Annotated in this window: 16 protein-coding genes and 2 pseudogenes; 9 read left to right on the plus strand and 9 right to left on the minus strand. The window is 70.6% G+C overall.

Translation table 11 applies throughout. The features are described from left to right. Positions 1 to 72 precede the first annotated feature (72 nt). From uca to ACH4U7_RS48510, 3 genes are read right to left on the minus strand one after another with little or no spacing between them, the layout of a single operon-like run. Positions 73 to 3,657, minus strand: coding sequence for an urea carboxylase (gene uca, locus ACH4U7_RS48500; protein WP_398534147.1), 3,585 nt, complete (start codon positions 3,655 to 3,657; stop codon positions 73 to 75). Continuing rightward, positions 3,654 to 4,313 carry an urea amidolyase associated protein UAAP2 gene (locus ACH4U7_RS48505; RefSeq protein WP_398534148.1) on the minus strand — a complete coding sequence of 220 codons (660 nt, stop codon included), beginning with the start codon at positions 4,311 to 4,313 and terminating at the stop codon, positions 3,654 to 3,656. The genes uca and ACH4U7_RS48505 overlap by 4 nt, the downstream gene beginning before the upstream one ends. Continuing rightward, positions 4,310 to 5,134: an urea amidolyase associated protein UAAP1 gene (locus tag ACH4U7_RS48510; protein WP_398534149.1), complete on the minus strand. Its 825-nt coding sequence runs from the start codon at positions 5,132 to 5,134 to the stop codon at positions 4,310 to 4,312. Before ACH4U7_RS48510 ends, ACH4U7_RS48505 begins: the two co-directional genes overlap by 4 nt. 141 nt (positions 5,135 to 5,275) lie before the next feature. On the opposite strand from ACH4U7_RS48510, the gene ACH4U7_RS48515 reads away from it, so the two are divergent. After that, the gene (locus tag ACH4U7_RS48515; protein ID WP_358644612.1) at positions 5,276 to 5,956 is read left to right on the plus strand and encodes a helix-turn-helix domain-containing protein; all 681 of its coding nucleotides are present in this window, start codon (positions 5,276 to 5,278) and stop codon (positions 5,954 to 5,956) included. Positions 5,957 to 5,967: 11 nt separating this feature from the next. On the opposite strand, the gene ACH4U7_RS48520 is transcribed toward ACH4U7_RS48515, so the two are convergent. After that, positions 5,968 to 7,572, minus strand: a complete 1,605-nt coding sequence (locus ACH4U7_RS48520) for an amino acid permease (protein WP_398534150.1) — start codon at positions 7,570 to 7,572, stop codon at positions 5,968 to 5,970. 471 nt (positions 7,573 to 8,043) lie between these two features. Here ACH4U7_RS48520 and ACH4U7_RS48525 point away from each other — a divergent pair, with 471 nt between their 5' ends. Next, positions 8,044 to 8,460, plus strand: coding sequence for an integrase core domain-containing protein (locus tag ACH4U7_RS48525; protein ID WP_398534151.1), 417 nt, complete (start codon positions 8,044 to 8,046; stop codon positions 8,458 to 8,460). A 57-nt stretch (positions 8,461 to 8,517) separates the two neighbouring features. Here the strand turns inward: ACH4U7_RS48525 and ACH4U7_RS48530 are convergent, their stop codons facing one another. After that, positions 8,518 to 8,667 carry a hypothetical protein gene (locus tag ACH4U7_RS48530; protein ID WP_398534152.1) on the minus strand — a complete coding sequence of 50 codons (150 nt, stop codon included), beginning with the start codon at positions 8,665 to 8,667 and terminating at the stop codon, positions 8,518 to 8,520. 434 nt (positions 8,668 to 9,101) lie between these two features. Between ACH4U7_RS48530 and ACH4U7_RS48535 the strand changes: the two genes are divergently transcribed. After that, the gene (locus ACH4U7_RS48535; protein WP_398534153.1) at positions 9,102 to 12,020 is read left to right on the plus strand and encodes a SpoIIE family protein phosphatase; all 2,919 of its coding nucleotides are present in this window, start codon (positions 9,102 to 9,104) and stop codon (positions 12,018 to 12,020) included. 161 nt (positions 12,021 to 12,181) lie between these two features. Here ACH4U7_RS48535 and ACH4U7_RS48540 read toward each other — a convergent pair whose 3' ends face one another. Then, positions 12,182 to 13,375 carry an IS481 family transposase gene (locus ACH4U7_RS48540; protein WP_398534154.1) on the minus strand — a complete coding sequence of 398 codons (1,194 nt, stop codon included), beginning with the start codon at positions 13,373 to 13,375 and terminating at the stop codon, positions 12,182 to 12,184. 414 nt (positions 13,376 to 13,789) lie between these two features. Here ACH4U7_RS48540 and ACH4U7_RS48545 point away from each other — a divergent pair. Continuing rightward, positions 13,790 to 14,218, plus strand: a pseudogene (locus ACH4U7_RS48545) (condensation domain-containing protein); the annotation flags it as partial. 118 nt (positions 14,219 to 14,336) lie between these two features. After that, positions 14,337 to 14,477 (plus strand): hypothetical protein, encoded by a 141-nt coding sequence (locus tag ACH4U7_RS48550; RefSeq protein ID WP_398534198.1) that lies wholly within the window; start codon positions 14,337 to 14,339, stop codon positions 14,475 to 14,477. A 38-nt stretch (positions 14,478 to 14,515) separates the two neighbouring features. On the opposite strand, the pseudogene ACH4U7_RS48555 reads toward ACH4U7_RS48550, so the two are convergent. From ACH4U7_RS48555 to ACH4U7_RS48565, 3 genes and pseudogenes are all read right to left on the minus strand, one after another. Then, positions 14,516 to 14,563, minus strand: a pseudogene (locus ACH4U7_RS48555) (hypothetical protein); the annotation flags it as partial. Between the two features lie 282 nt (positions 14,564 to 14,845). Next, positions 14,846 to 15,709: a TetR/AcrR family transcriptional regulator gene (locus ACH4U7_RS48560; protein ID WP_398534155.1), complete on the minus strand. Its 864-nt coding sequence runs from the start codon at positions 15,707 to 15,709 to the stop codon at positions 14,846 to 14,848. Then, a complete protein-coding gene (locus tag ACH4U7_RS48565; RefSeq protein WP_398534156.1) occupies positions 15,706 to 17,004 on the minus strand; it encodes an amidohydrolase family protein in 1,299 nt (432 codons plus the stop codon). Before ACH4U7_RS48565 ends, ACH4U7_RS48560 begins: the two co-directional genes overlap by 4 nt. A gap of 273 nt (positions 17,005 to 17,277) precedes the next feature. Between ACH4U7_RS48565 and ACH4U7_RS48570 the strand changes: the two genes are divergently transcribed. From ACH4U7_RS48570 to ACH4U7_RS48585, 4 genes are read left to right on the plus strand one after another with little or no spacing between them, the layout of a single operon-like run. Beyond that, on the plus strand, positions 17,278 to 18,900 hold the full coding sequence (locus tag ACH4U7_RS48570) for an ABC transporter substrate-binding protein (protein WP_398534157.1): 1,623 nt from the start codon (positions 17,278 to 17,280) through the stop codon (positions 18,898 to 18,900). Position 18,901: 1 nt separating this feature from the next. After that, positions 18,902 to 20,725: an ATP-binding cassette domain-containing protein gene (locus ACH4U7_RS48575; protein WP_398534158.1), complete on the plus strand. Its 1,824-nt coding sequence runs from the start codon at positions 18,902 to 18,904 to the stop codon at positions 20,723 to 20,725. Next, on the plus strand, positions 20,722 to 21,582 hold the full coding sequence (locus ACH4U7_RS48580) for an ABC transporter permease (protein ID WP_398534159.1): 861 nt from the start codon (positions 20,722 to 20,724) through the stop codon (positions 21,580 to 21,582). Before ACH4U7_RS48575 ends, ACH4U7_RS48580 begins: the two co-directional genes overlap by 4 nt. 36 nt (positions 21,583 to 21,618) lie before the next feature. After that, positions 21,619 to 22,614, plus strand: a complete 996-nt coding sequence (locus tag ACH4U7_RS48585; RefSeq protein ID WP_398534160.1) for an ABC transporter permease — start codon at positions 21,619 to 21,621, stop codon at positions 22,612 to 22,614. Positions 22,615 to 22,651: the final 37 nt, after the last annotated feature.

Consider the following 22,651-nt stretch of genomic DNA (forward strand, 5'->3'; position numbering starts at 1 on the left):
ACACGGAGGGACACGGAGGGGGCGGGCGGGTGCCGGGCGTCGCGACGCCGCTCCCTACTGCACCCCAGGTCGTTAGGCCGCCGGGCCCAGGATGAGCAGGGGAGAGCCCGGTTCGACCTGGTCACCGGGTTTGGCGAGGACCCTCGCCACCACGCCGCCCCGCGGCGCGTGCACGAAGGACTCCATCTTCATCGCTTCCAGAGCGAGCAGCCGCTGTCCGGCCGTGACCGTGTCCCCCGCCGCGACCGCGACCTGCCAGACGGAGGCGGCGAATTCCGCCTCCACCAGGTGGCCGCCGGCCGGGACCGCGAGATCGGCCGGCGGCTGGGCGGACCCGGCCGCCCGCTCCGCGCGGGCGAACTCACCGGCCGCCTCCCACGCGTCGCGCTCCGCCGCGAAGGCCGCTGCCTGCCGGGATCGGAACGCGGCGATGGAATCGGCGTGGGCGGTCAGGAAGCGCTGGTGGTCGGCGAGGGCGAAGGTGCCCTCCTCGATCCTCGGCGCGAAGCGGCCCGCCGCCATGTCGGCCCGCAGTTCGAGTAGTTCGTCCGCTTCGGCGGGGTACCACTTGATGCGGTCGAAGAAGCGCAGCAGCCAGGGCGAGCCCGGCTGGAAGGCACCCCGCTGCTGCCACCCGGACCACACCTGCGTGGTCCGGCCGACGAATTGGTAGCCGCCCGGCCCCTCCATGCCATAAACGCACAGATAGGCGCCCCCGATGCCGACGGAGTTCTCCGCGGTCCAGGTCCGCGCCGGGTTGTACTTCGTGGTGACGAGGCGGTGGCGCGGGTCCAGAGGAGTCGCCACGGGGGCGCCCAGATACACATCGCCCAGACCCAGCACCAGGTACTCGGCGTCGAAGACCGTGCGGAACACGTCGTCGACCGAGTCGAGACCGTTGACCCGGCGGATGAACTCGATGTTCCACGGGCACCAGGGGGCGTCGTCCCGCACCCCCGCCATGTAGCGTTCGATCGCCTCCCTGGTCGCCGGGTCGTCCCAGGACAGCGGCAGGTGGACGGTGCGGGAGGGCACTACCAGTTCCTCGGTGGGCGGGAGCTTTGACTCGATCCGGCGCAGCACGGACAGCAGCTCCGGCTGCGGCAGGACGTCGGGGTCCGTCTGGACCTGGAGCGAGCGGATGCCGGGGGTGAGGTCGGTGACACCGGGGAGACGCTCGGCCGCCACCGCCTCCATCATCGCGTGCACCCGCATCCGCAGACCCAGGTCCAGCTGCATCGGCCCGAACTCGACCAGCACATTGTCATCGCCGCTGCGGCGGTAGGTGACGGCTTCCCCCTGGTGTTCCCCCCGGTATTCCGCCCGGTGGAGCACGCCGCCGTCCACGATGACCGTCCGGTCCGGAACGGGGTCGACCTGCGGCGTACGGCGCAGGGCGGACGCGGCGCGGTCGGTGAGCGGGACGAACCGGACCGTGTCACCGGGCCGGACCTGGCCCAGCTTCCAGCGCTGCCCCTTCACGACGGTCGCGGGGCAGACGAAGCCGCCGAGCGAGGGCCCGTCGGGCCCCAGCAGCACCGGCATGTCCCCGGTGTAGTCGACGGCGCCCACCGAGTAGGGGGTGTCGTGGATGTTGGACGGGTGCAGGCCCGCCTCGCCGCCGTCCGTACGCGCCCAGCGGGGTTTGGGCCCGACCAGGCGGACTCCGGTCCGGGCCGAGTTGAAGTGGACCTTCCAATCGGCGTCGTAGAAGTCGCGGATGTCGTCCTCGGTGAAGAACTCGGGCGCGGCATGCGGGCCTTCGACGGCTCCGATCCGCCAAGAGGCTCCGAAGGCCGGGCGGTCGGCGGTCGGCACCGGGGCGCCCGCTCGGGTCGTGGTGCCACCGTGCAGGACGTCGCCGGTCCGCAGGGCCCGGCCGCCGTGCCCGCCGAACCGGCCCAGGGTGAACGTCGCCGCACTGCCCAGAAACGCGGGGATCTCCAGGCCGCCCGCGAAGAGGACGTACGTCCGAAGGCCGTGCCGGCCGGGGGCGCCGACGGTGAGGACCGCCCCCGCCGGGACGGTCACCGGCTCCCACTGGGGCACCGGTTCGCCGTCCACGGTCACCGGGGCCGGGGCGCCGGTCACGCACAGCGTAGTGGCGTGGCTGAAGCGCAGCGTGGGGCCTTGGAGCGTGCACTCCAGGCCGGGCGAGCCCTCGTCGTTGCCGAGGGCCCGGTTGCCGAGGCGGAACGACAGGTCGTCCATCGGGCCGCTCGGCGGGACGCCGACCTGCCAGTAGCCGGTGCGGCCGGGCCAGTCCTGGACCGTGGTGAGGGTGCCCGAGGCGGTGACCTCGATGCGCGGGGTCGGGTCGGTTATCCGCGCCAGGGTGGCGGTGGAGTGTTCTGCGGTCCGGAACTCCGCGTCGGCCAGGGCCGCGCGCACCAGCCCGAGGTTGGTCTCGATCCCGTCCACCCGGGTCGCGGTCAGCGCGGCGTCCAGGCGGCGAAGCGCCTCCGTCCGGTCGGCGCCATACGCGACGATCTTGGCCAGCATCGGATCGTACGACGTCGTCACCTCGGCTCCGGTCTCCACCCAGGTGTCCACGCGGACGTCCGGGGGGAACGCGACGTTCGTCAGCAGTCCGGCGCTGGGCCGGTGCCCGCGGGTCGGATCCTCGGCGTATACGCGGGCCTCGATGGCATGGCCGCGCGGAGTTCCCGGATCGCGCACCACCGTGGTGTCTCCCTGGGCGAGCCGCAGCATCCACTCCACGAGGTCGATGCCGTAGATCTCCTCGGTGACCGGATGCTCCACCTGGAGGCGGGTGTTCACCTCCAGGAAGTACGCCTCCTGGCGGGCCGCGTCGTAGACGAACTCGACGGTTCCGGCCGAGCGGTAGCCGACCGAGGCGCACAGATCCCGGGCGGACGCGGCGAGCGAGGCCCGGACGGCATCCGGCAGGCCGGGAGCCGGGGCTTCCTCCAGCACCTTCTGGTTGCGGCGCTGCAGGGAGCAGTCCCGGTCCCCCAGGGCGACGACCCGGCCGAGACCGTCGCCGAAGACCTGCACCTCGACGTGGCGGGCCTGCTCCACCAGCCGCTCCAGGAAAACTCCGTGGGAGGAGAAGGACGCCGAGGCGACGCGCTGCACCCGCTCCCAGGCGTCGGCGAGTTCGTCGGGGCCGTGACAGGCCCCCATGCCGATGCCGCCTCCGCCGCCGGTCGCCTTCAGCATCACCGGGTAGCCGATCCGCTCCGCCGCGGCGTGGGCGGCGGGGAGATCCGGGAGCAGCCCGGTGCCCGGGGCGAGCGGGACTCCGGCGCGCTCGGCGGCGGCACGCGCGGTGTGCTTCGCGCCGAACAGCTCCAGCTGCTCGGGTGAGGGGCCGACGAAGACGATCCCCGCCGCCTCGCAGCGGCGGGCGAACTCCGCGTCCTCGGAGAGGAATCCGTACCCCGGGTGGATCGCTCCCGCGCCCGTGTCCTTCGCGGCCCGGAGCACCAGATCGGCGTTCAGATACGAATCCTTGGCGGGGGCGGGGCCCAGCCGCACCGCCGTGTCGGCGAGATGGACGTGCGGGCTCGACCGGTCGGGGTCGGAGAAGACGGCGACGGTGCGCAGGCCCAGGCGGCGGGCCGTGCGGATGATACGCGCGGCGATCTCGCCCCGGTTGGCCACCAGCAGGGTGTCGAAGCGGTCGAGGCTCATGCGGCGGCCCCGGTGATCGTCATCTCCACCGCCGTGGGCTCGAAGCCGTTGCAGGGGTTGTTGATCTGCGGGCAGTTGGAGACGAGGACGAGCACATCGGCCTCGGCGCGCAGGGTGACCCGCAGCCCGGGCGCCGAGATGCCGTCCACGATGCCGAGCGTGCCGTCCTTCTCGACCGGCACGTTCATATACCAGTTGATGTTGGACACCAGGTCACGCTTGCCGAGGCCGTGCCTGGCCCCCTCGGCCAGGAAGTTGTCCACGCACGCGTGCTGGGACCAGGTGTGGTGGCCGTACCGGAGGCTGTTGGACTCCTTGGAGCAGGCGCCGCCGACCGTGTCGTGTCGCCCACAGGTGTCCTCGACCACCGTCATCAGCGGGGTGTGCTCGTTCGACAGCAGCACGGAGCCGGTGGTGAGGAAGATGTTGCCCTGGGCGTGGATGGTGTCGGGCGCGCTGTAGCGCACGGTGGTGTCGTGGGCGTCGTAGACCAGGAAGTCGACCGCCTGGTTGCCGTGCAGATCGGTGATGGTGAGCAGGTCACCGGCGGGGACGACGGCCGACCAGGCCGCCCGTGCGGGGACGACGGTGACCTTGCGCGCGGACTCGTCCGTCCGCTCGGGCCGCGAGGCGGGCGCAGGGTGTGCGGTGGTCATGCGAGCCCCCTGGCGGTGAGGAATTCAGCGGTGTTGAGGAAGGCGCGGTGGCTTTCGGGGGCGGCGTCCCACAGCGGGTCGCCGGGCGCGGTCGGCGCGGCCCGCCAGGCCAGTACCTCCAGCGGGGTGCTGGTGTACTCGGCCCGGGGATCGGCGGGGTGGGGAACGTTGGCGATCAGCACGGTCAGGTCCTGCTCGGCGCGCAGGGTAACCCGGGCGCCGGGGCCGGCGGAGCCGGTGAAGTCCACGGAGCCGTCGTCGGCCGCCCGCACGCCCTGGAAGAAGGAGACCGACGGCGGCAGGTCCCGCGGCTCCAGCCCGTTCTTGAGCGCGGCCAGCTTGAACAGCTCACGGCCCGCGGGAGAGGCGGACTGCGGGGTGCCGTCGCCATAGCGCTCGGTGTTCCGGACGAGGGTGGAGGTGCCGCACAGCGCGTCGTGCCGGCCCGAGTCGTCCGCGACGACGGAGGCGAGCACACGGCCCTGGTCGGAGAGGAGCAGGCTGCCCTCGCCCAGGTAGGCGTTCCACTGCACCTTGACGGTGTCGGCCGCGTTGAGCCGCTCCCAGGGCCGGTCCGCGACGTAGAGCAGCAGATGGGCACAGGCGTCGCCGCGCAGGTCCGTGAGCCGGAGTTCGGTGCCGCGGGCGAGGACCCGGTGGGTGTAGTTGCCGCCCGCCACGGTCTCCGCCCACACGAGATGGCCGGCCTCGCACGGCGGGGAGGGCCAGTCGGTGGCGGGCACCACGGGCATGGTCTCGGCGCGGGTGCCCTCCTGGGCGCGGGCGTGGTCCCGGGCTTCGTATGTCGTCGCTGTCGCCATCGGTCGCCTCCATTTCTGTCGCTTGACAGAAATTAGGGGGAGGGTGCGTCGGTCGCGTTGCCCGCCTGTTGCGGCCCGGTTACCCGGCCCTCACCGTGGTCGCCGGACGGGGCGCGGGCGCGGATGTGCGACGATCTGCGCATGAGCACTCCAGGAAAGCGGGTGGGCCGGCCGCGCGCCGCGGGGCGGCTCGACAGCGGCCTGTCGCCGCGCGACGAACTACTCGCCGCCGCAGCCGAGTTGTTCACCACCCGTGGATACGCGGCGACGACGACACGGGCCGTCGCCGAGCGGGCCGGCATGCGGCAGGCCACGATGTACCACTACTTTGCCGGCAAGGAGGACCTCCTCGCCGAGCTCCTGGAGTCCACGGTCACCCCCTCGCTGGCGCTGGCACACCGGCTGCTCGCGGCCGACGAGGCCGCGCCGCCCGAGGCCCGTCTGTGGTTTCTGTGCAGCTCCGATGTGCGCCTGTTGTGCGGCGGACCGCACAACCTCGGAGGCCTCTACCTCCTGCCCGAAGTGCGCAGCGAAGGCTTCGCAGGCTTCCACCACGTGCGGCTGGAACTCAAGGAGGCGTACGGCCGGCTGCTCGCCGCGACGGAGAGCTGTGGGTCGCTCGACAAGGACGAGCTGGCGCTCCGCACGGATCTGGTCTTCGGGCTCATCGAAGGGGTCATCCTGATCCACCGCTCGGACCCCGACCGGCCCACCGACGCGTTCGCGGCCGCGACGGCGGACGCGGCGTTGCGCGTCGCGGGCGTGGCGGAGGGGGCACTGGCCGGGGTGCGCGAGAAGGCGGTGGGGCTGGCGTCGGTATGAGCCCCCGGGCTCTACGGGCAGGCTCTACCGGCGGGGGAGGCGGGCGAGAGCCGCGCGGCGGTCTCGGCCGGTGCCGGCGACGAGGAAGCCGAGTCCGTGGTGCGGGCCCGCCACTTCCGGTAGGCCGCGCCGAGCAGTACCGAGCCGCCCAGGAACAGCGCGGTGAACCACTGGAAGTACCAGTGACCGCCTGACGGGTCGTAGACGGCGGCGCGCGGCCAGGCCAGGTTGACGGTCATGAACAGGCCGTAGACCAGGGCGAGGACGTTGATCGGCAGCCCCCAGCGCCCGAGTGAGAACAGCGGCTTGCCCGTCTCGTCCACGCCTCCCGCCATGTCTCCTGCCGCGGGCCAGCCGCCGCGCAGCCGCCGCACCAGCATGGGGCCGGTCACCATCGCGTACGCAAGATACAGCATGGCGATGCAGGTCGTGCCGATCGCCAGGAACGCCTCCGGCGAGGCCAGATTGAGCAGGCACAGGCCCGCCGCGCCCACGCCGACCACCAGGGCCGGTCCTTTCGGCATGCCGGTGGACGGAGACACCTTCGCCAGCGTCCGCGAGGCCGGCAGCACCCCGTCCCGCGCCATCGAGAAGAGCATCCGGGTGGCGGAGGTCTGGATCGCGAGCGTGGCCACGGCGATGGCCACCACCACGTCGGCCAGCAGGGCCTTGCCCACCCCGTCGCCGAGGCTGCTGGTGAGGACGTACGACAGCCCGTCCGAGGCCAGCCGCCCGTCGGTCAGGCTGGGCGCGGCGAGCAACCCCCCGAGCACCAGCAGGGTGGCCAGCACCCCGGCGGAGACGAGAGCGGTGAGGATCGTGCGCGGCGCGGTGTGACGGGGATTGTGGGTCTCCTCGCTCATCTCTCCCGCGCTGTCGAAACCGATCAGGACGTAGGCTGCGGCGAACGAGCCGACCAGCACGGCCGTGACCGCCCCGCCCTCGCCGCCGGTGTGCAGGGTGACTCCCGTGCCCCGCTCCGCGTGGGTGAACAGCAGCACGATGATCAGGACGGCGCCGACGATCTCGGCGGTGACCCCGATCCGGTTGACCGCCGAGAGCACCTTGTTGTCGAGGACGTTCACGACGGTGGTGAGCGCGAGGAGCGCGACGGCGAGAACGGCGGCATTGGCCGCGCCCGAGGCGGAGAAGGGCGCCGGATCGCCCCCGAGGATCTGGAAGCCCGACCAGATCGCGGGCAGGACCATCTGCAGGGCGAGCGCGGCGGCCGCCACCACGACGATCTGGCCGATCACCATGATCCAGCCGGCGTACCAGCCGAAGGCGGGTGTGCTGAGCCGCGTCGACCACTGGTAGATCGCCCCCGAGATCGGATAGCGGGCGGCGAGCTCGGCGAAGCACGCCGCGACCAGGAGCTGCCCGAGTAGCACGGCGGGCCAGGTCCAGAAGAAGGCCGCGCCACCGAAGGAGTAGCCGAACGCGAAGAACTGGAAAACGGTGGTCACGACGGAGATGAAGGAGAAGCCGGCAGCGAAAGAGGCGTACCGGCCCAGGGTGCGGTGCAGCTCCTGGCGGTATCCGAATCCGGCGAGCGCGGCTGCGTCGGCGGCGGCCGCCGCTTCCTCAGCTTCGGAGTGTGGTGCGGTGGCGGTCATGGCGAGCCCCAGTCACTGGTTCCTGTCGGATGACAGAAATTAAGGAGAGGGTGTTTCGCTGGCGTGTCGCGGCCGTGTCCATGCGGTCCCCAGGTGCTCACCTCAACCGTGCCGCGGCGCGCGGGCAGAGCCGCGTACCGGTTCAAAATGTCCGCATATCCGCTGAGCTGCAGTTTTGCCGAGTGATCAGCTTGCGCGGCGGTACTGACGTTCGGGTCGTCCAGGGGCGCGAGCTGATCCCGGGCAGGTGTCGATGTGGAACAGGCCGGTGGCGAGCAGGCCGTGAGCTTGGGCCTTGAGAAAGGCGGCCCAGTCGCCGCGCGCAGCCTCTCAGCGGGGTGCGGGCCCGAGGCCGACGGCGCGCAGGATCCGGCGGACGGTGCCGTGAGACTGCGCGTGCCGATAAATCGTCCGTGCAGCTCAGGCGGCTCTACGTCTTCTTCGTCATGGAGATCAAGACCCGGCGCGTCCATGTCCTGGGCGTCACCGCCCGTCCCACGGGCGCATGCTGGGTGCATCCGGTTCCTCATCCGCGACCGGGACAGCAAGTTCACCGCCGCATTCGACGCCGTCTTCGTCGGCAACGGCACGTCCGTCATCCCGACGCTGCCGCAAAGCCCACGGTCCAACGCGTTCGCCGAACGATGGATACACGCAGCCCGCACCGAATGCACCGACAGAATCCTCATCACCGGCGAACGCCACCTGCGCACCGTCCTCACCATGTATGCCCAGCACTACAACTCCGGACGGCCCCACCGCAGCCTGGGCCTACGTGCCCCAGACGACCACCCGAATCATCCCCCTACCTGCTGGCACGGTCAGGCGTCGGCAGGTACTTGGTGGACTGCTCAACGAGTACCACACCACGCCACCCCGACTGCCTGACCGTCCACAGAGAACGCCCAGCTCAGCAGCCTGATCGGAATATTGACACCCTTCAGTTCAGGCGAGCAGTGCACGGTCCGGCCATCCGGGCTTGGGTGCGGTGATCTGTCGACGCAGGACCGCGAGCTCGTGCCGCAGGATCAGTATCTCCGCGTTCTTGGCCGCAGCAGATCGAGGCATCAGGAACAGCCATGCGAAGATTCGCATGCCGATGAGGCAGACAAGTCGAACCAGCACGAGGACTGATCATGCCGGGCACCTGCTGGTCAGCTGCGTTGTCTCAGGTCAGGCCCGGTGAAGCCATTTCGAAGCGCTACGGGGCGAGCCGGTACTTCGCCGCCGCGTCCTCTACACCGACTGATCCCTTCCATCACCCAGCGTCACCGCTCCACAACAAGTGGATGAAAGCCATTTCTCTCGTGGCTATCAGCCGGGACTCAACTGGCCGCCCATCTTGAGCTCCGCGCGCTGCCATGGGCGGCGGCGCCAGTGTTTCACAGCACTGATCGGCCGTGTCTCGGCCGATACATTTAACTACGCAATTAACACCTTTCTGTGCTTTATAGGATAATTTCTACGTGCGCAAGCGGACCGCTGCTTCGCCTGCGCAGCCCGGCCAGGCCGATGATCGGTAGCAGTCCATGGCACGAAACACGCGCAGCACGAAACGGATAACACGCTGGTCCAAGGAGGACAGGCTGCGCGCGCTTGCCGCGTTTGGTGAGGACGTCACGGAGACCGAGTCCTTGAGCTGCGCCCTGCACCATGTGGTCGCCGAACTCGGAGGCCTGGGCGGAATGGCGCATCTGACGGGCCCCTGGGCGGGGTCGGGGCTGCGTCTGCTCGCCGTCGACGGTCTACCCGCAACGCAAGCGCGGCAATGGGAGGACCGTGTGGTCCGGCATCCGATGAGCCCGGTCGACCCCATGCTGGACGGGAAGTGCCGATGGCGGCCGATACGGCCCCGGGACAGCGGTCGCGACCCCGGCGCCGGCCCGCTTCCGGAACACCCGGGGAGTGCGGCCGTGTCCGGAATCGCCGTGGTCCCGATGGTGTCGCGGGAGCGAGTACTGGGCACTTTGTCCGTCATCTGTCTGGAAGGGGAGCCGACAGGCGTAGAGCGCGCCTTTCTGGAAGAGGTCGCCCACCGCGTCGCCGGACATCTGGGCCGCTCCCTCACCGCTCCCCGCGGCGCTTCCTCCGAATGGTGGCTGGAGCAGGACGGCGGCTCCCGGCTGAGCGAGGCCGCCAAGGCCGTCAGCGTAGGGGCCTGGGACTGGAACATCCGCACGGGCGAGCTTTTCTACGACGAGCAGGCCATGAGGGTGCTGGGCATCGATCCCGACACCTACGACCGGCGGATCGAGTCCTGGGTGGACATGGTCCACCCCGATGACCTGCCATGGGTGATGGCGGACACCGACGAGGCGATCCGCACTCGCAGCCTCTACAGCGTCGAATACCGCATCCGCCGCCCCGACGGGACCTCAGGCTGGGCGCAGGCCCGCGGCCGGGTGATCACAGGTCCGGACGGAGAGCCGACGCACATGGTCGGCACGGTGTGGGACACGACCCACACTCGGGCCGCCAGGGACGCCGTCGATCACGCCCTGCGGCACATGACGGACGGATTCGCTGCCGTCGACGCCGACTGGAGAATCACGTTCGCCAACCCCGAGGCCGAGCGGGCACTCGGACCGGTCCCCGACACCAAAGACCGCTCGTTGTGGGCCATCCCCGCCGCACGGGCACCCGAGTTCAAGGAGATGTGCCGACGCACCATCTCGGAGGGCAGGCCGGTGAGCACCGAGCTGTGCTCGTCCGCCAACCAGCGCTGGTACGGCCTACGCCTGGTGCCGGTGCCGCAAGGGCTGACCATCTACTCGACCGACATCACCGACAGGAAAATCAGGAAGGCGGAACGGGAGGCCGCGGAACGCAGCGCGGCCGAACGCTCCGCGCGCATCGCGCGCCTGACTGCGGCGCTTGCCGAGGCCATCACCATGCGGGACGTCGTGGAAGCGACGGCGGAACACGTCCTCGCACCCTTCGGAGCCACCAGGCTGGCCGTCCTGACCATGGAGGACCGCTCCCCTCGCGTCGTCGGCTCCATCAGATACGGCGAAACCCAACTGGATCTCTTCCGGGCACATGACCCACACATCACCGCCCCCGTGGCGGAGGTCGTCACCACCCGTGTTCCGCTGTTCATCACGTCCGCGGGAGAGCACAGGGCTCGCTACCCGCTCTCCGCCAAGGTCCTCGTCACCGACGAGGACCAGTCCTGGGCCTTCCTGCCTCTGATCGTCTCCGGCCGGGTGACCGGATGCTGCGTGATCGACTTCGCCGGGCGGCAACCGCTTACCGGCGAGGAACGGACCCTGCTCACCGCACTCAGCGGGTTCATCGCCCAGGCACTCGAGCGCGCCAGGCTCTACGACTCGGAGCACAACCGCGCACAGGAACTACAGCGTGGCCTGCTGCCGCAGAAGCTTCCCCCGCTGCTCGCGATCGGCGCCGCGGCGCGTTATCTGCCGGCCGACCGCCACCTCGACGTCGGCGGCGACTGGTACGACCTCATCGCCTTGTCCGCCGAACGCGCCGCACTCGTCATCGGCGATGTCATGGGCCACGGGCTGTCGGAAGCAGCCACCATGGGACGTCTGCGCACCGCCGTACGCACCCTCACCGAGCTCGAACTCGCTCCCGACGAGATTCTCACCCACCTCAACGAACTCGTCAGCGATCTCAGCGATGACTCCTACGCCACATGTCTGTACGTCGTTTACGACCCCACGACATGCCTGTGCGAGTTCGCCTCCGCCGGCCACCTTCCGCCGGTCGTCATGCACCCCGATCACTCCGTGCGAATCCCCGAGATCCCCACGAACTCTCCTCTGGGTGCCGCCACACCACCGTTCGACGTCGTCCAACTGGAAGTACCGGACAACAGCCTGTTGGCGCTGTTCACTGATGGGCTGGTGGAATCACCCGGCCAGGACATCGACGAGTGCGTCGACAGATTCACCGGAATCCTGGACGCGGCGGTAGGCAAGGAGGTCCGGCCCAGCCTGGAGACGCTCTGCGACACCATTGTGTCCGCACTACTGCCGACCCAGAAGAAGGGCAGGGACGACGCCGCTCTCTTCCTCGCACGCACTCATGCGCTGACTGCCGAGAACGTCGCCGCATGGCCCCTTCCCACAGACCCCATGGCGGCGCGCCGGGCACGTGAACTGGTCCGTGGGCAACTCGCGCTCTGGCATCTCGACGATCTTGTGATGACCACCGAACTGGTCGTCAGTGAACTCATAGGAAACGTGGTGCGCCATGCACAGGGTCCTGTCGCCCTGCGCCTGCTGCGCGGGCGCAGCCTGGTCTGCGAGGTCTCCGACGGAAGCCTCACCACGCCCCACATCCGCAGGGCTTCCGACACTGACGAGAACGGTCGCGGCCTTCAGCTCGTCAGTGCCCTCGCGCACCGCTGGGGAGTCAGATACGGCACTTCAGGCAAGACCATCTGGACCGAGCAACTGCTCCACACGCTTCCCGCGATCTGAACTGGCTTTCCGCCCGGGAGCGCATGATCCAGGGCTTTACGGTCCTCGCGGGTGAGGATGGGCTGGGGGTCAAGGGGGCGCAGGTTCAAATCCTGTCGTCCCGACCAGTGTGATGTCGCAGGACATCGGAATGACCCCGAACCCACGATTGGGGTTCGGGGTCATCGTCGTTGTGGGCCGGGTGGGCGGCCGGTTGGCTGGTAGTCGCGGCTGGGGTCGATGGTCAGGTCACGGAGGAGTTCGCCGGTGACGGCGTTGACGATCCGGACGTCGAGGTCGTTGACCAGCATGATCACGTGGGTTCCGGCGTGGGTTCGTCCGACGCCGATGCGGTGGAGGCGTCCGGCCAGGCGGAGGGTGACAATGCCGGATTCGTCGATGCGGTCGTGGCGGAGGCGGGTGTGGGTGTCGGCGTCGCGGCTGTGGGCCGGTAGGGCCTTGGGCCGGGTGGTGTAGACGGTGGCGGGGGTGGCCCGGTGGGGCAGGGACCGGCGGGGTCGCTGGTGGTTGTAGGCGTGGGTGAACCGGTCGATGAGGGTTTGCAGCTGGGGGAGGGTAGTGGGCTGGTCGGGCTGCGCGCGGAGCCAGTTCTTCATCGTTTGTTGGAAGCGTTCGACTTTTCCGCAGGTGGTGGGGTGGTTGGGGGCGGCGTTCTTCTGGGTGATGTGCAGGCGGCGCAGTTCGTGTTCCAGGGCGTTGCGGCCGCCGCGGCCGCCGGAGAGGCGGGTGGTGAACACCATGCCGTTGTCGGTGAGGGTGGAGGCCGGGATGCCGTGCGTGGCGACGGCTTGGCGGAAGGTGTCGAGGACGATCGGGCCGGTCACCCGTGGCCAGCAGGTCACGTGCAGGGCGTAGCGGGAGCAGTCGTCCAGCCAGGTCAGGATCTCGGTGTCGGTGCCGGCCTTGTCGGCGAGGCGGTGGTGGGTGAAGTCCGCCCGCCAGGTCTCGTTGGGCAGCTCGGCCTGGAAGCGGATATAGGACGAGCGGGGCCGCTTCCTGGGCGCGGGAACGACCAGGCCGTGGGCGGTCAGATGGCGGCTGATCGTGGCCCGCGACACGCGCAGATGGTGATGGTGCTGAAGATGCCACGCGATCGTCTCCGGCCCGGCGTCCAGACCCTGCTCGGTCAGCTCCTTGCGGATGCGGACGATCAGGTCGACCGTGTCCGGGGCGAGCGCGGTGGGTGAGGTCTTGGGCCGCCTCGAGCGTGGCTCGAATGCCGCCTCGCCCTCAACTCGGTAGCGGGCCACCAGACGGCTGACCCAGCCCTGCGGCACTCCGTAGGCCCGCGCGACCTCGCCCTGGGTACGGCCCTCTACGACGACAGCAGTGATCACCAGACGCCTCTTCGACATCGCCAGACCCTGCCCCCGAGGTCATGCCGATGTCTTGAGACACCCCATTCGATGTCCTGAGCGAGCACACGGCCGTCCCGACCAGCGTTTTTGCGGGTCGGAGGCCGTTTCCGTAGAGATGCGGGAACGGTCTTTTCGGTGTGCTTGGGGGTTGTGGCCGCATGCGCCGCGCGGGTGGCTGGGGTGTTGGTGTAACTCGTTGTTCTGGCCGGTGCTTTGCTGACGGTGATCTGGTTGTGGAGTCGCGGGTTGTGGCCGCAGGGGGTGGTCGCGGGCTGGGCAGATGCACCTTCTGTCCGGCGGCGGTGAGGGCTGTGTCGATGGCGTTGACGGCGGTGCGGGCGGCGCTGTTCGCCCTGCCTTCCGCTGGTGGCGAGGGTGGCGCGTCCCCGAATGCCGGTGGTGTTTGGGTGTTTGGTGCTGGTGGTGCATCACGTGGTAAGTGATGGGTGGTCGTTGGGTCCGTTGTGACGGGATCTGTCGATGGCCTATGCGGCGCGGTGTGCGGGGCGGGCGCCGGGGTGGGAGCCGTTGCCGGTGCAGTACGCGGACTACACCCTGTGGCAGCGGGCGTTGCTGGGTGAGGCCGATGACCCGGGCAGTGTGCTGGCCGGGCAGGTGGCCTACTGGCGGGAGCGGTTGGCGGGTCTGCCGGAGGAGTTGGTTCTGCCGATGGATCGTCCGCGTCCCGCGGCGGCTTCGCATGAGGGCGGCTGGGCGCCGCTGCGGGTGGAGGCGGATCTGCATGCGCGGCTGGCTGCTTTGGCCGCTGGGCAGGGCGTGACGATGTTCATGGTCTGGCAGGCCGCCCTGGCCGTCCTGCTGTCCAAGCTGGGGGCCGGAGACCGCTCCGATCACGGCCCGGGTGCCGGTCTCGAACAGTGTCATCAGCTCGACCTGGGGATAGCCGCCGTGCGGGCACCGCCCCGGCCAGCCCCGGTTGCGCTCGCTGTCAGGCACCTTGAGCGAGCTGCAGCCGTCGAACGACACCGTCCGATACGGGCCGAACCGTACCCCCGATGTGGTCGGCTGGGCCAACGGCCCGGCCAGCACCTCGAACAACACCCGCACCGGCGCGCGGCACATCGCCAGGAGGAAGTAGACGCCGACCCGCGAGGGCAGATCACGCAACCGCCGCTGCACGGTCCTGGTCTCGGACAAGACCGCGTCGACCAGCTCGAACGGCATGATCGGCGTCAGTTCTCCCAGATGTCCGGGAGCGAACCGGCCCGCGGCCACAGTCACCGTACGGATGATGGCCGTCAGCGCCGACGGCGAGACACAATGAACAGGCAACGGAGCTCCTTGCGGGACAAGCCGTCTTGGACGACTGCCTGTACCAACGAGCTCCGTTGCTCCACGTCAAGAATCCGTCAACTCCCCTTGCGTGACCTGTAGAAACGCTAACTACCCGGCCTTGGGGCAAGCCCCCCAAGTGGTTTCCCCATGAGGTCTGTCAAGGCTTCTCGATCACCAGGGGCGTGATCTGGTAGCGGGACCCGAATCCGAATCCGAATCCGAATCCGAATCCGAATCCGGACCCGGAGCCGCGCCCTTGCTCCCGAGGTGCGGTGTGCGCCCTGTGGAGCGGTAGCGGGCCAGCGCGGCTTCGGCGCGGGTGATGATGTCGGGGACGGCGGAGCCGTCGACGCCGAGCAGCCGGAGTGATCCTCGTACCGCCGACTCCGCGTAGCGTGCGCGGTCCCCCTCCCCGCCCCACTGACGCTGTGACACCGAGGCCTCCACCAGGGCGAAGACGAGGTCCACATCGCGGGCGAGGTCGGCGGCCCGCTCGGGTGGGTGCAGCGTGGCGAGGGCGGCGCGGCCGAACTCCCGGTACGTGTCCCGCAGGACGGTCTGTGCGGAGCGGGTCGGTACGAAGTCGTCGTCCTCCAGCTCCGGCAGGTGGTAGACGACATGGAGGTTCAGCCGGTCGCGCAGCAGGGTCTCGAGGTCGAAGGCGACCAGGGCACAGACCCGCACGACGGGGTCGAGGTCCTGTGCCGCCAGCCAGTTTGCGAACTCCAGCGCCGGAGTGACGGTGCTGGAGAGCAGTGAGGTGAGGATCGCTCGCTTGTCGGCGAAGTGGTAGTACATCGTCGACTGTTTGATGCCCACGGCTTCGGCGATCTGACGGGTCGTGGTCTTGCCGTACCCCTGCTCGCCGAACAGCCGTGACGCCGCCTGGAGGATCTCCTCCCGGGTGCTGAGCCCGTTGCGCTGCTTGGGCGCGGAGCGCGGACGGCCCGGCTTTCCGGCGGCGGATCGCTGCGGTGCGAGGGGGGACGGCTGTGTTGCCGGGGCGGCTCCCGTCTCATCGGCGTCGTGCGTCACGCGGCTCGCTCCTGTCCGGCACCGAGGTCACTCGCCACGTCCTTGACCACGCGGCCCCCCTGGATCACGGTCCGGATCGCGTCGAGCTCGCCGAGCGCCGCGATGTCGGTCAGCGGATCCACGTCGGTCAGCACCAAGTCGGCCCGCAGCCCGGCACGTACGGTGCCCACCTCGTCGTCGAGCCGGCACATCCGGGCCGCGACGCAGGTGCCCGCGGCGATCGCGGTGGCGGGGGAGAGGCCCAGGCGTACCAGCAGCGCGAGTTCGCGCAGGTTCCGGCCGTGCGGCGCGATGCCGGCATCAGTCCCCAGCACGACGGGCACGCCGCTGGTGAGCGCGATCGACAGGCGTTCGAGTGCTGTCTCCCGCAGCTGTCGGCGTTGCTCCACCAGGTGTGGAGGCCCGTCCTGGCGTACGGGACGGGTCAGCGCGGACAGAGTGGGGACGAGGTACGTGCCCCGCTCTCCCATCTCCTCCAGCGTGGCGTCGTCCACCAGATAGCCGTGCTCGATGCTGCGTACGCCGGCCCGTACCGCGGCCGTGATGCCGGCGGCGCCCTGGGCGTGGGCCGCCACGCCCACCACGCCGTGGCGTTCCGCCTCGGTGACGACCGCGCGCAGTTCGGCCTCCGTCAGCCCGCCGGACTCCGGCGCGCGGCGCGGGCTGGTCATGCCCCCGGTCGCCGCGACCTTGACCCAGTCGGCCCCCTGGCGCACGACCTCGCGCGTGGCCCGGACGAACTCGTCCGGGGAGTCGGCGACCGCGCCCGCGCCCGGGCCCGAGTCGAGCGGTGTGCCGCTGACGGTCCGCCAGTCCCCGTGGCCGCCGGTGATGCTGAGGATCCGCAGCGCGATCTGCAGCTCCGGGCCGCGCACATAGCCGGCGTCGAGGGCGTCCCGGAATCCGGAGTCGGCACCGGCCAGATCCCGCGCCGAGGTGATGCCGGCGTCGAGCGTCGCGGACAGGGCGGGCACCGAACGCAGCGTCAGCAGACTCTCCGGCGCGAGCACGGTGTCGAAGCGGGCCGCCTCCGGACTGGTGCTCACATGCACGTGGCAGTCGAAGAAGCCGGGCAGGAGCGTGTGTCCGGCGGCCTCCAGGATCCGCAGCCGTGCGGGGGAGACCACCTCGGGCAGGTCCAGGGTGCCGGTGGGCGCGACCGCGCGGATCCGGTCGCCCTCCACCAGAACGTCGCGGCCGGGCGCGGGACTTCCCGCTGAGCCGTCGACGACGGTGACGTTCCTCAGCAGCAGCGCGGGGGTGGGGGTGGTGGTGGCGTGCTCGTCCTGCCGCACGTGCGTCCTCCTCCGTGGTCGATGCGGGCGGCCCGGGACGGACATCGGTTCCGGGGCGCCCGCCGGGGCACAGCACTTCCGGTCCGGGCGGAGTCACCGTACCAACAGCACAAGGGGTTTTCTATCACTGACAGAATTTACCGCCCGGACATCTTCGGCAACGCACGGGAAACCCTCGCCGACGCTCTGGCGCCTAGTTTTCGGTCACTGACAGGAATCCCCGAGTCCTCCGCGCGGCCCGCCCGCCGGGGCCTCCTCCACGAGAGGGTCCTGATGCGATCCAGCGACAGAACCACCTCCCCGGCCACGGCCACGAACAAGGACCGTGCCCCCGCCCGGCGCGGGCCGCGGGCCGGCGTCGTCACTGCCGTGGCCACCGTCCTGGCGCTTACCGGATGTTCGGCCGGTCACTCCGGAGCCGCCAGGGGCAAGGACGTGTTCACCGCGGCCGTCGTGCAGAACTACACGACGCCCCCTGACCCCGACATCAACTACGACGGTCCCGGCCTGAACATCATCCAGAACACCTACGAGGGCCTGGTCAAGTACGAGGACGGCACCGACAGCGCCAAGATCGTGCCCGCGCTCGCCACTGCCTGGAAGGTCTCGAAGAACGGCCTCACCTACACCTTCACCCTCCGCGACGGCGTCACTTTCCACGACGGCACCAAGCTCACCTCCAAGGCGGTGGCGGACGCGATCAAGCGCCGTGCCCAGGTCGGCGGCGGATCCGCCTACATGACCGCCGACGTCACCAAGGTCGCCACGCCCGACGACCACACGGCCGTCCTCACCCTGTCCGCGCCCAACTCGGCGTTCCTGGACTACCTCGCCTCGCCCTTCGGCCTGAAGCTCATCAGCCCCGGCGTCCTCGAGAAGCACGCCGGGAAGGACCACGCCCAGACCTGGCTCACCAGCCACGACGCCGGCACCGGACCGTACGAACTGGCCTCCGCCAAGACTGGCAGCCGCTACGAACTCACCGCCTTTCACGACTACTGGGGCGCCAAGCCGAAGTTCGGCACCGTCGAGCTGGAGATCTCGCAGAACGCCGCCGCGACCCAACTGGCGCTGGAACGCGGCGAGATCGACGCCATCCTCGGCAACCTCAACAAGTCGGCCTTCGAGTCCTACGCGCACAGCAAGACCGTCACGACCAGCACCTTTCCTAACCTCACCACCCAGATGATCTACGTCAACCCGAAGTCGAAGGCATTCACCTCGGCCGGGCAGCGCAAGCGGCTCTTCACGGGCATCGACACCAGGGGCATCCTGTCCGCCGCCATGGGCAGCTTGGAGGAACCCACGAGCCAGCTGTTCCCCCAGGGCATGCTAAACCCCGGCCTCGACGACCAGGGCATCACCTTTGACAAGGCCGCACTTGCTGACATTGCCGCGTCCTCTCCCGCCAAGGGCCGCACCGTCCGCATCGGTTATGCCGGCAGCAGCGCCGACGGCAAGGCGGTCGCCGAGGAACTCGCCTCCCGGATGAACAGCGCCGGACTCAAAGCGGAGGCCGTCGCCTACGCCGCGGGCACCATCTACAAGCTGACCGACGATCTCTCCGCCGCTCCTGACCTGGCCGTCTTCTCCGTCTTCCCGGACGCCGGCCACCCCGACTCCTGGGGCCGCATCATCTACACCCCGAAGGGCGGCCTGGACCTCTTCGGAGCCGAGGTCGACGGCCTCGATGCCGGCCTCGACAAGGCACTGACCACCACCGACCAGTCCGCGTACGGACCCGTCGCCCGCTCGGTCATCGACTCGCGCAACTGGTTTTCCATCGGCTCGCTGAACACCACCCTGCTCACCACCCCGGGCATCAGCGGCACCCGGAAGGCCCAGAACCTGCTTGAGTACAACGTCCTGCACTTCGCCGCCCTCGGCCGCTCCTGACATGGCACCCGACACGACCTCGGACCTGACGGGAACGGACGACGTGACGACACAGGACGAGCGGCCCACCCTGTCGGTGCGCGACCTCGACGTGCGTCTCACCCGCGACAACGGCACCGTCCACGCCGTACGCGGCGTCAGCCTCGACGTGCACCCGGGTGAAATCGTCGCCATGGTGGGGGAGTCCGGCTCGGGCAAGAGCGTGCTGGGCCTCGCCGTGATGGGACTGCTGCCCCACCGCTCCCGGCCGCAGGTGGGCGGCTCGGTCCTGCTGGGCGGCACCGACATGGTCGCCGCCGGGGACGAGGCCCGCCGCCGGGTGCGCCGTCGGCATGTCGGGGCCGTTTTCCAGGACCCGATGACCTCGCTCGACCCGACCATGACCATCGGCGCCCAGCTCGCCGAGGTGGCACCCGACCGGCTCGAACGGCTGCGGCTGCTGGCGGACGTCGGCGTGCCCGACCCCGAGGCCCGGCTCAAGGCCTTCCCGCACCAGCTCTCCGGCGGCCTGCGGCAGCGCGTGATGATGGCCCTGGCCGTCGCTCGCAAACCCTCCCTGATCGTCGCCGACGAGCCCACCACCGCGCTCGACGTCACGGTCCAGGCACAGGTCCTCGACCTGCTGCTGTCCCTGCGCGACGACATCGGCTGCGCCGTTGTGTTCGTCACCCACGACCTGGGCGTCGCTGCCCGGATCAGCGACCGGATCGTGGTGATGTACCGGGGCGGCCTCGTCGAGCAGGGCACCGCGGACGAGATCTTCCAGCACCCTCGACACCCCTACACCCGGCGGTTGCTGGCCTCACGGATCGACCTCGACACCCCACGGGACCGGCCGCTCACCCTGGGCCGCCCGACGGGGGACGAGGCGGAGGACGTACGGGAGGAGGACGCGCGGCCGCCCCGGCCGCGCACCGTGACCGAACTGGCCGGCGGTGGGCGCGGCCGGGCCGTGGACGCGAACGGGGTGCTGACGAGCGGTCACGCACCGCCCGTCAACCGCGACCTGCCCGACCGATGGCCCGAGCCGGTCATCGGCGGCGACCTCGCGTTGCGACTGCGCCAGGCGGCCCGGGTCTTCCGCTCCGGACCCCCGTGGGCCCGCAGGGAACTGCACGCGCTGCGCGGCGTGGACCTCGACGTCGCCCAGGGCGAGTCGGTGGCGCTGGTCGGCGAGAGCGGCTGCGGCAAGTCGACGCTGCTGCGGATCGTGGCCGGCCTGGACAAACCAACCTCGGGCGAGGTGAGCGTGCTCGGCAGCACTCCTCAGATGGTCTTCCAGGACGCCGGCTCCTCCCTCACTCCGTGGCTCACCGTCGGCGAGATGCTCGACGAACGGCTGGCCTTGACGGCCGGACGGCTGACGCGCGCCGAACGCCGGGCGGCCGTCGCGGACGTCCTGGAAACCGTCGGCCTGCCCGCCGCCACCGCCAACGCCCGCGGCGGCCAGCTGTCCGGCGGCCAGCGCCAGCGGGCGGCGATCGCGCGGGCGGTGATCGTGCCGCCCCGGGTCCTGCTGTGCGACGAGCCCACCTCCGCCCTGGACGTGTCCCTCGCCGCGACCGTGCTCGACCTCCTCGGTCGGCTCCGCAGGGAGTTGGGCATGTCGATCCTCTTCGTCACCCACGACCTGGCTGCCGCCCGGATCGTCGCCGACCGGATCGCTGTCATGCGCGCGGGCCGCATCGTCGAGGAAGGACCCACCGAGCGGGTCTGCTCGGCCCCGGCCGAGGAGTACACCGGCGCGCTCCTCGACGCCGTCCCCGGCCTCCGTCCCCGCCGGCCCACTCCCGGCCCGGCCGCCGCGACAGGAGGTGCCCGATGACCACGATCAACCCACTGGCGGCCGGACGGCGCCGGACGTACGCCGAAGCCGTCCGCACCCGCAGCACCACCGCGGACCGGGCGGCGCTCGGGGCCCTCGCGCTGCTCGTCCTGCTGGCCCTGCTCGCTCCGGTCCTCGCCCCGCACAGCCCCGTCCTGCGATCCGGCGACGCCCTCCTGCCGCCGGGCAGCGCCGGCCATCTGCTCGGCACCGATGCCCTCGGCTACGACCTGTTCGCGCGCGCCCTGTACGGCATGCGCGCCAGCCTGTTCGCCGCCGTCGTCGTCATCGCCTCCGGTGTCCTGGCCGGCGGACTGGTCGGTGTCCTCGCGGGAGCCCTGCCGGGCTGGGTGGACGGGCTGCTGATGCGGATCACCGACCTGTTCCTGGCACTGCCGGGACTCGTCATAGCGATGGCCGTCGCCGCCTCCCTCGGCGCGAGCTACCGCAGCGCGCTGATCGGCATCGCCGTCGTGTGGTGGCCGATGTACGCGCGGCTCGTCCGCGGTGAGATCCGCGCCTGGGCCGCCCGGCCGCACCTGGAGGCGGCCCGGCTGGCCGGGGTGCCCTGGGGACGCCGGGTCACCCGTCATCTGCTGCCCGGCGTCCGCTCGACCGTGGTGATCGCCGCCAGCCTGGACGTCGGCGGACTCGTCGTCGCCCTGTCCGCGCTGTCCTTCATGGGCCTCAGCTCGCCCGCCCCCGCACCGGAGTTGGGTGCCATGGCCGCGCAGGGCATGCAGTACCTGCTGACGGCCTGGTGGGTGCCGATCGTGCCGGGCGTCGCCGTCATGCTCCTCGCCCTCGTCGCGAACTACGCCGGCGACGCCGTCCGCGACATGCTGCGGCGCCGGTGAACCCGCCCGCCCGTCCTTCCGGAGAGGACTGACACAGTGAAATTCGTCCTGCGCCGCGCTGTGGCGACGGCCGGGGTCCTGCTCGCCCTGACCGTGGCCCTGTTCGCGCTCCAGGAGATGTCCGGCGTCGACCCGGCCAAGGCGTACGTCGGCGCCAACGCCTCCCCGGCCGCGGTCGACGCCGCCCGCGCCCGCCTGGGACTCGACGAACCCCTTGTCCCCCGCTATCTGCACTACCTGTCGGGGCTGCTGCACGGGGACCTGCAGAACTCGCTGCGTACCCGCACCCCCGTCGCCTCCGACCTTGCCGACGTCCTGCCCGCGAGCCTCGAACTCGCCGGCTGCGTCCTGCTCGTCGCCGTGCTCCTCGGCACCGTGTTCGCCTACCTCACCGCGATGCGCCGACGCGGCTCCGCGGTACTGCGCGGCGTGCTGTTCGCCGGTGCCGCCGCCCCGTCCTTCCTGCTGGGCATGGTGGCGCTGCTCGTCTTCTACGGCCACCTCGGCTGGCTGCCGTCCGGCGGACGGACGTCCTTCCGCGACGCCCCCACCGGGCCCACGGGCTTCCTGCTCCTGGACACCCTCCTGGCCGGGCGGTTCGACGTCTTCGGCGACGCGGCCACGCATCTTGTGCTGCCCGCGCTGTGCGCGGCGATCGCCCCCGCCGTGGCGATCGGACGAGTCCTGGCCGACGGGCTTACCGCCAACCTGGAGGCCGACCACGCCCGGACCGCCCGCGCGGCCGGCCTGACGGAGCGGGCGGTCCTGCTGCGACACGCGGTCCGCAACTCACTCGGGCCCGCCCTGTCGATGGTCGGCATCCAGGCGGGCGCCCTGCTCGCCGGACTGGTCGTCGTCGAGAAGATCTTCGACTGGCCGGGCGTCGGCTCCTACCTGGACAGCTCGGTCGCGGCTGCCGACCTGCCGGGGATCACCGGGGTCGCGCTGCTGCTGGGCGTGGTCTACGTCGCGGTGAACGCCGTCGTCGACGTCCTCCAGGTCCTGGCGGACCGCCGACTGGCGCTCGTCTAGCCGCCACACCCACCCACACACCTGGACACGGCCCCAA

It is taken from the genome of Streptomyces sp. NPDC020845, assembly GCF_044334165.1.
Classification (GTDB): Bacteria; Actinomycetota; Actinomycetes; order Streptomycetales; family Streptomycetaceae; genus Streptomyces.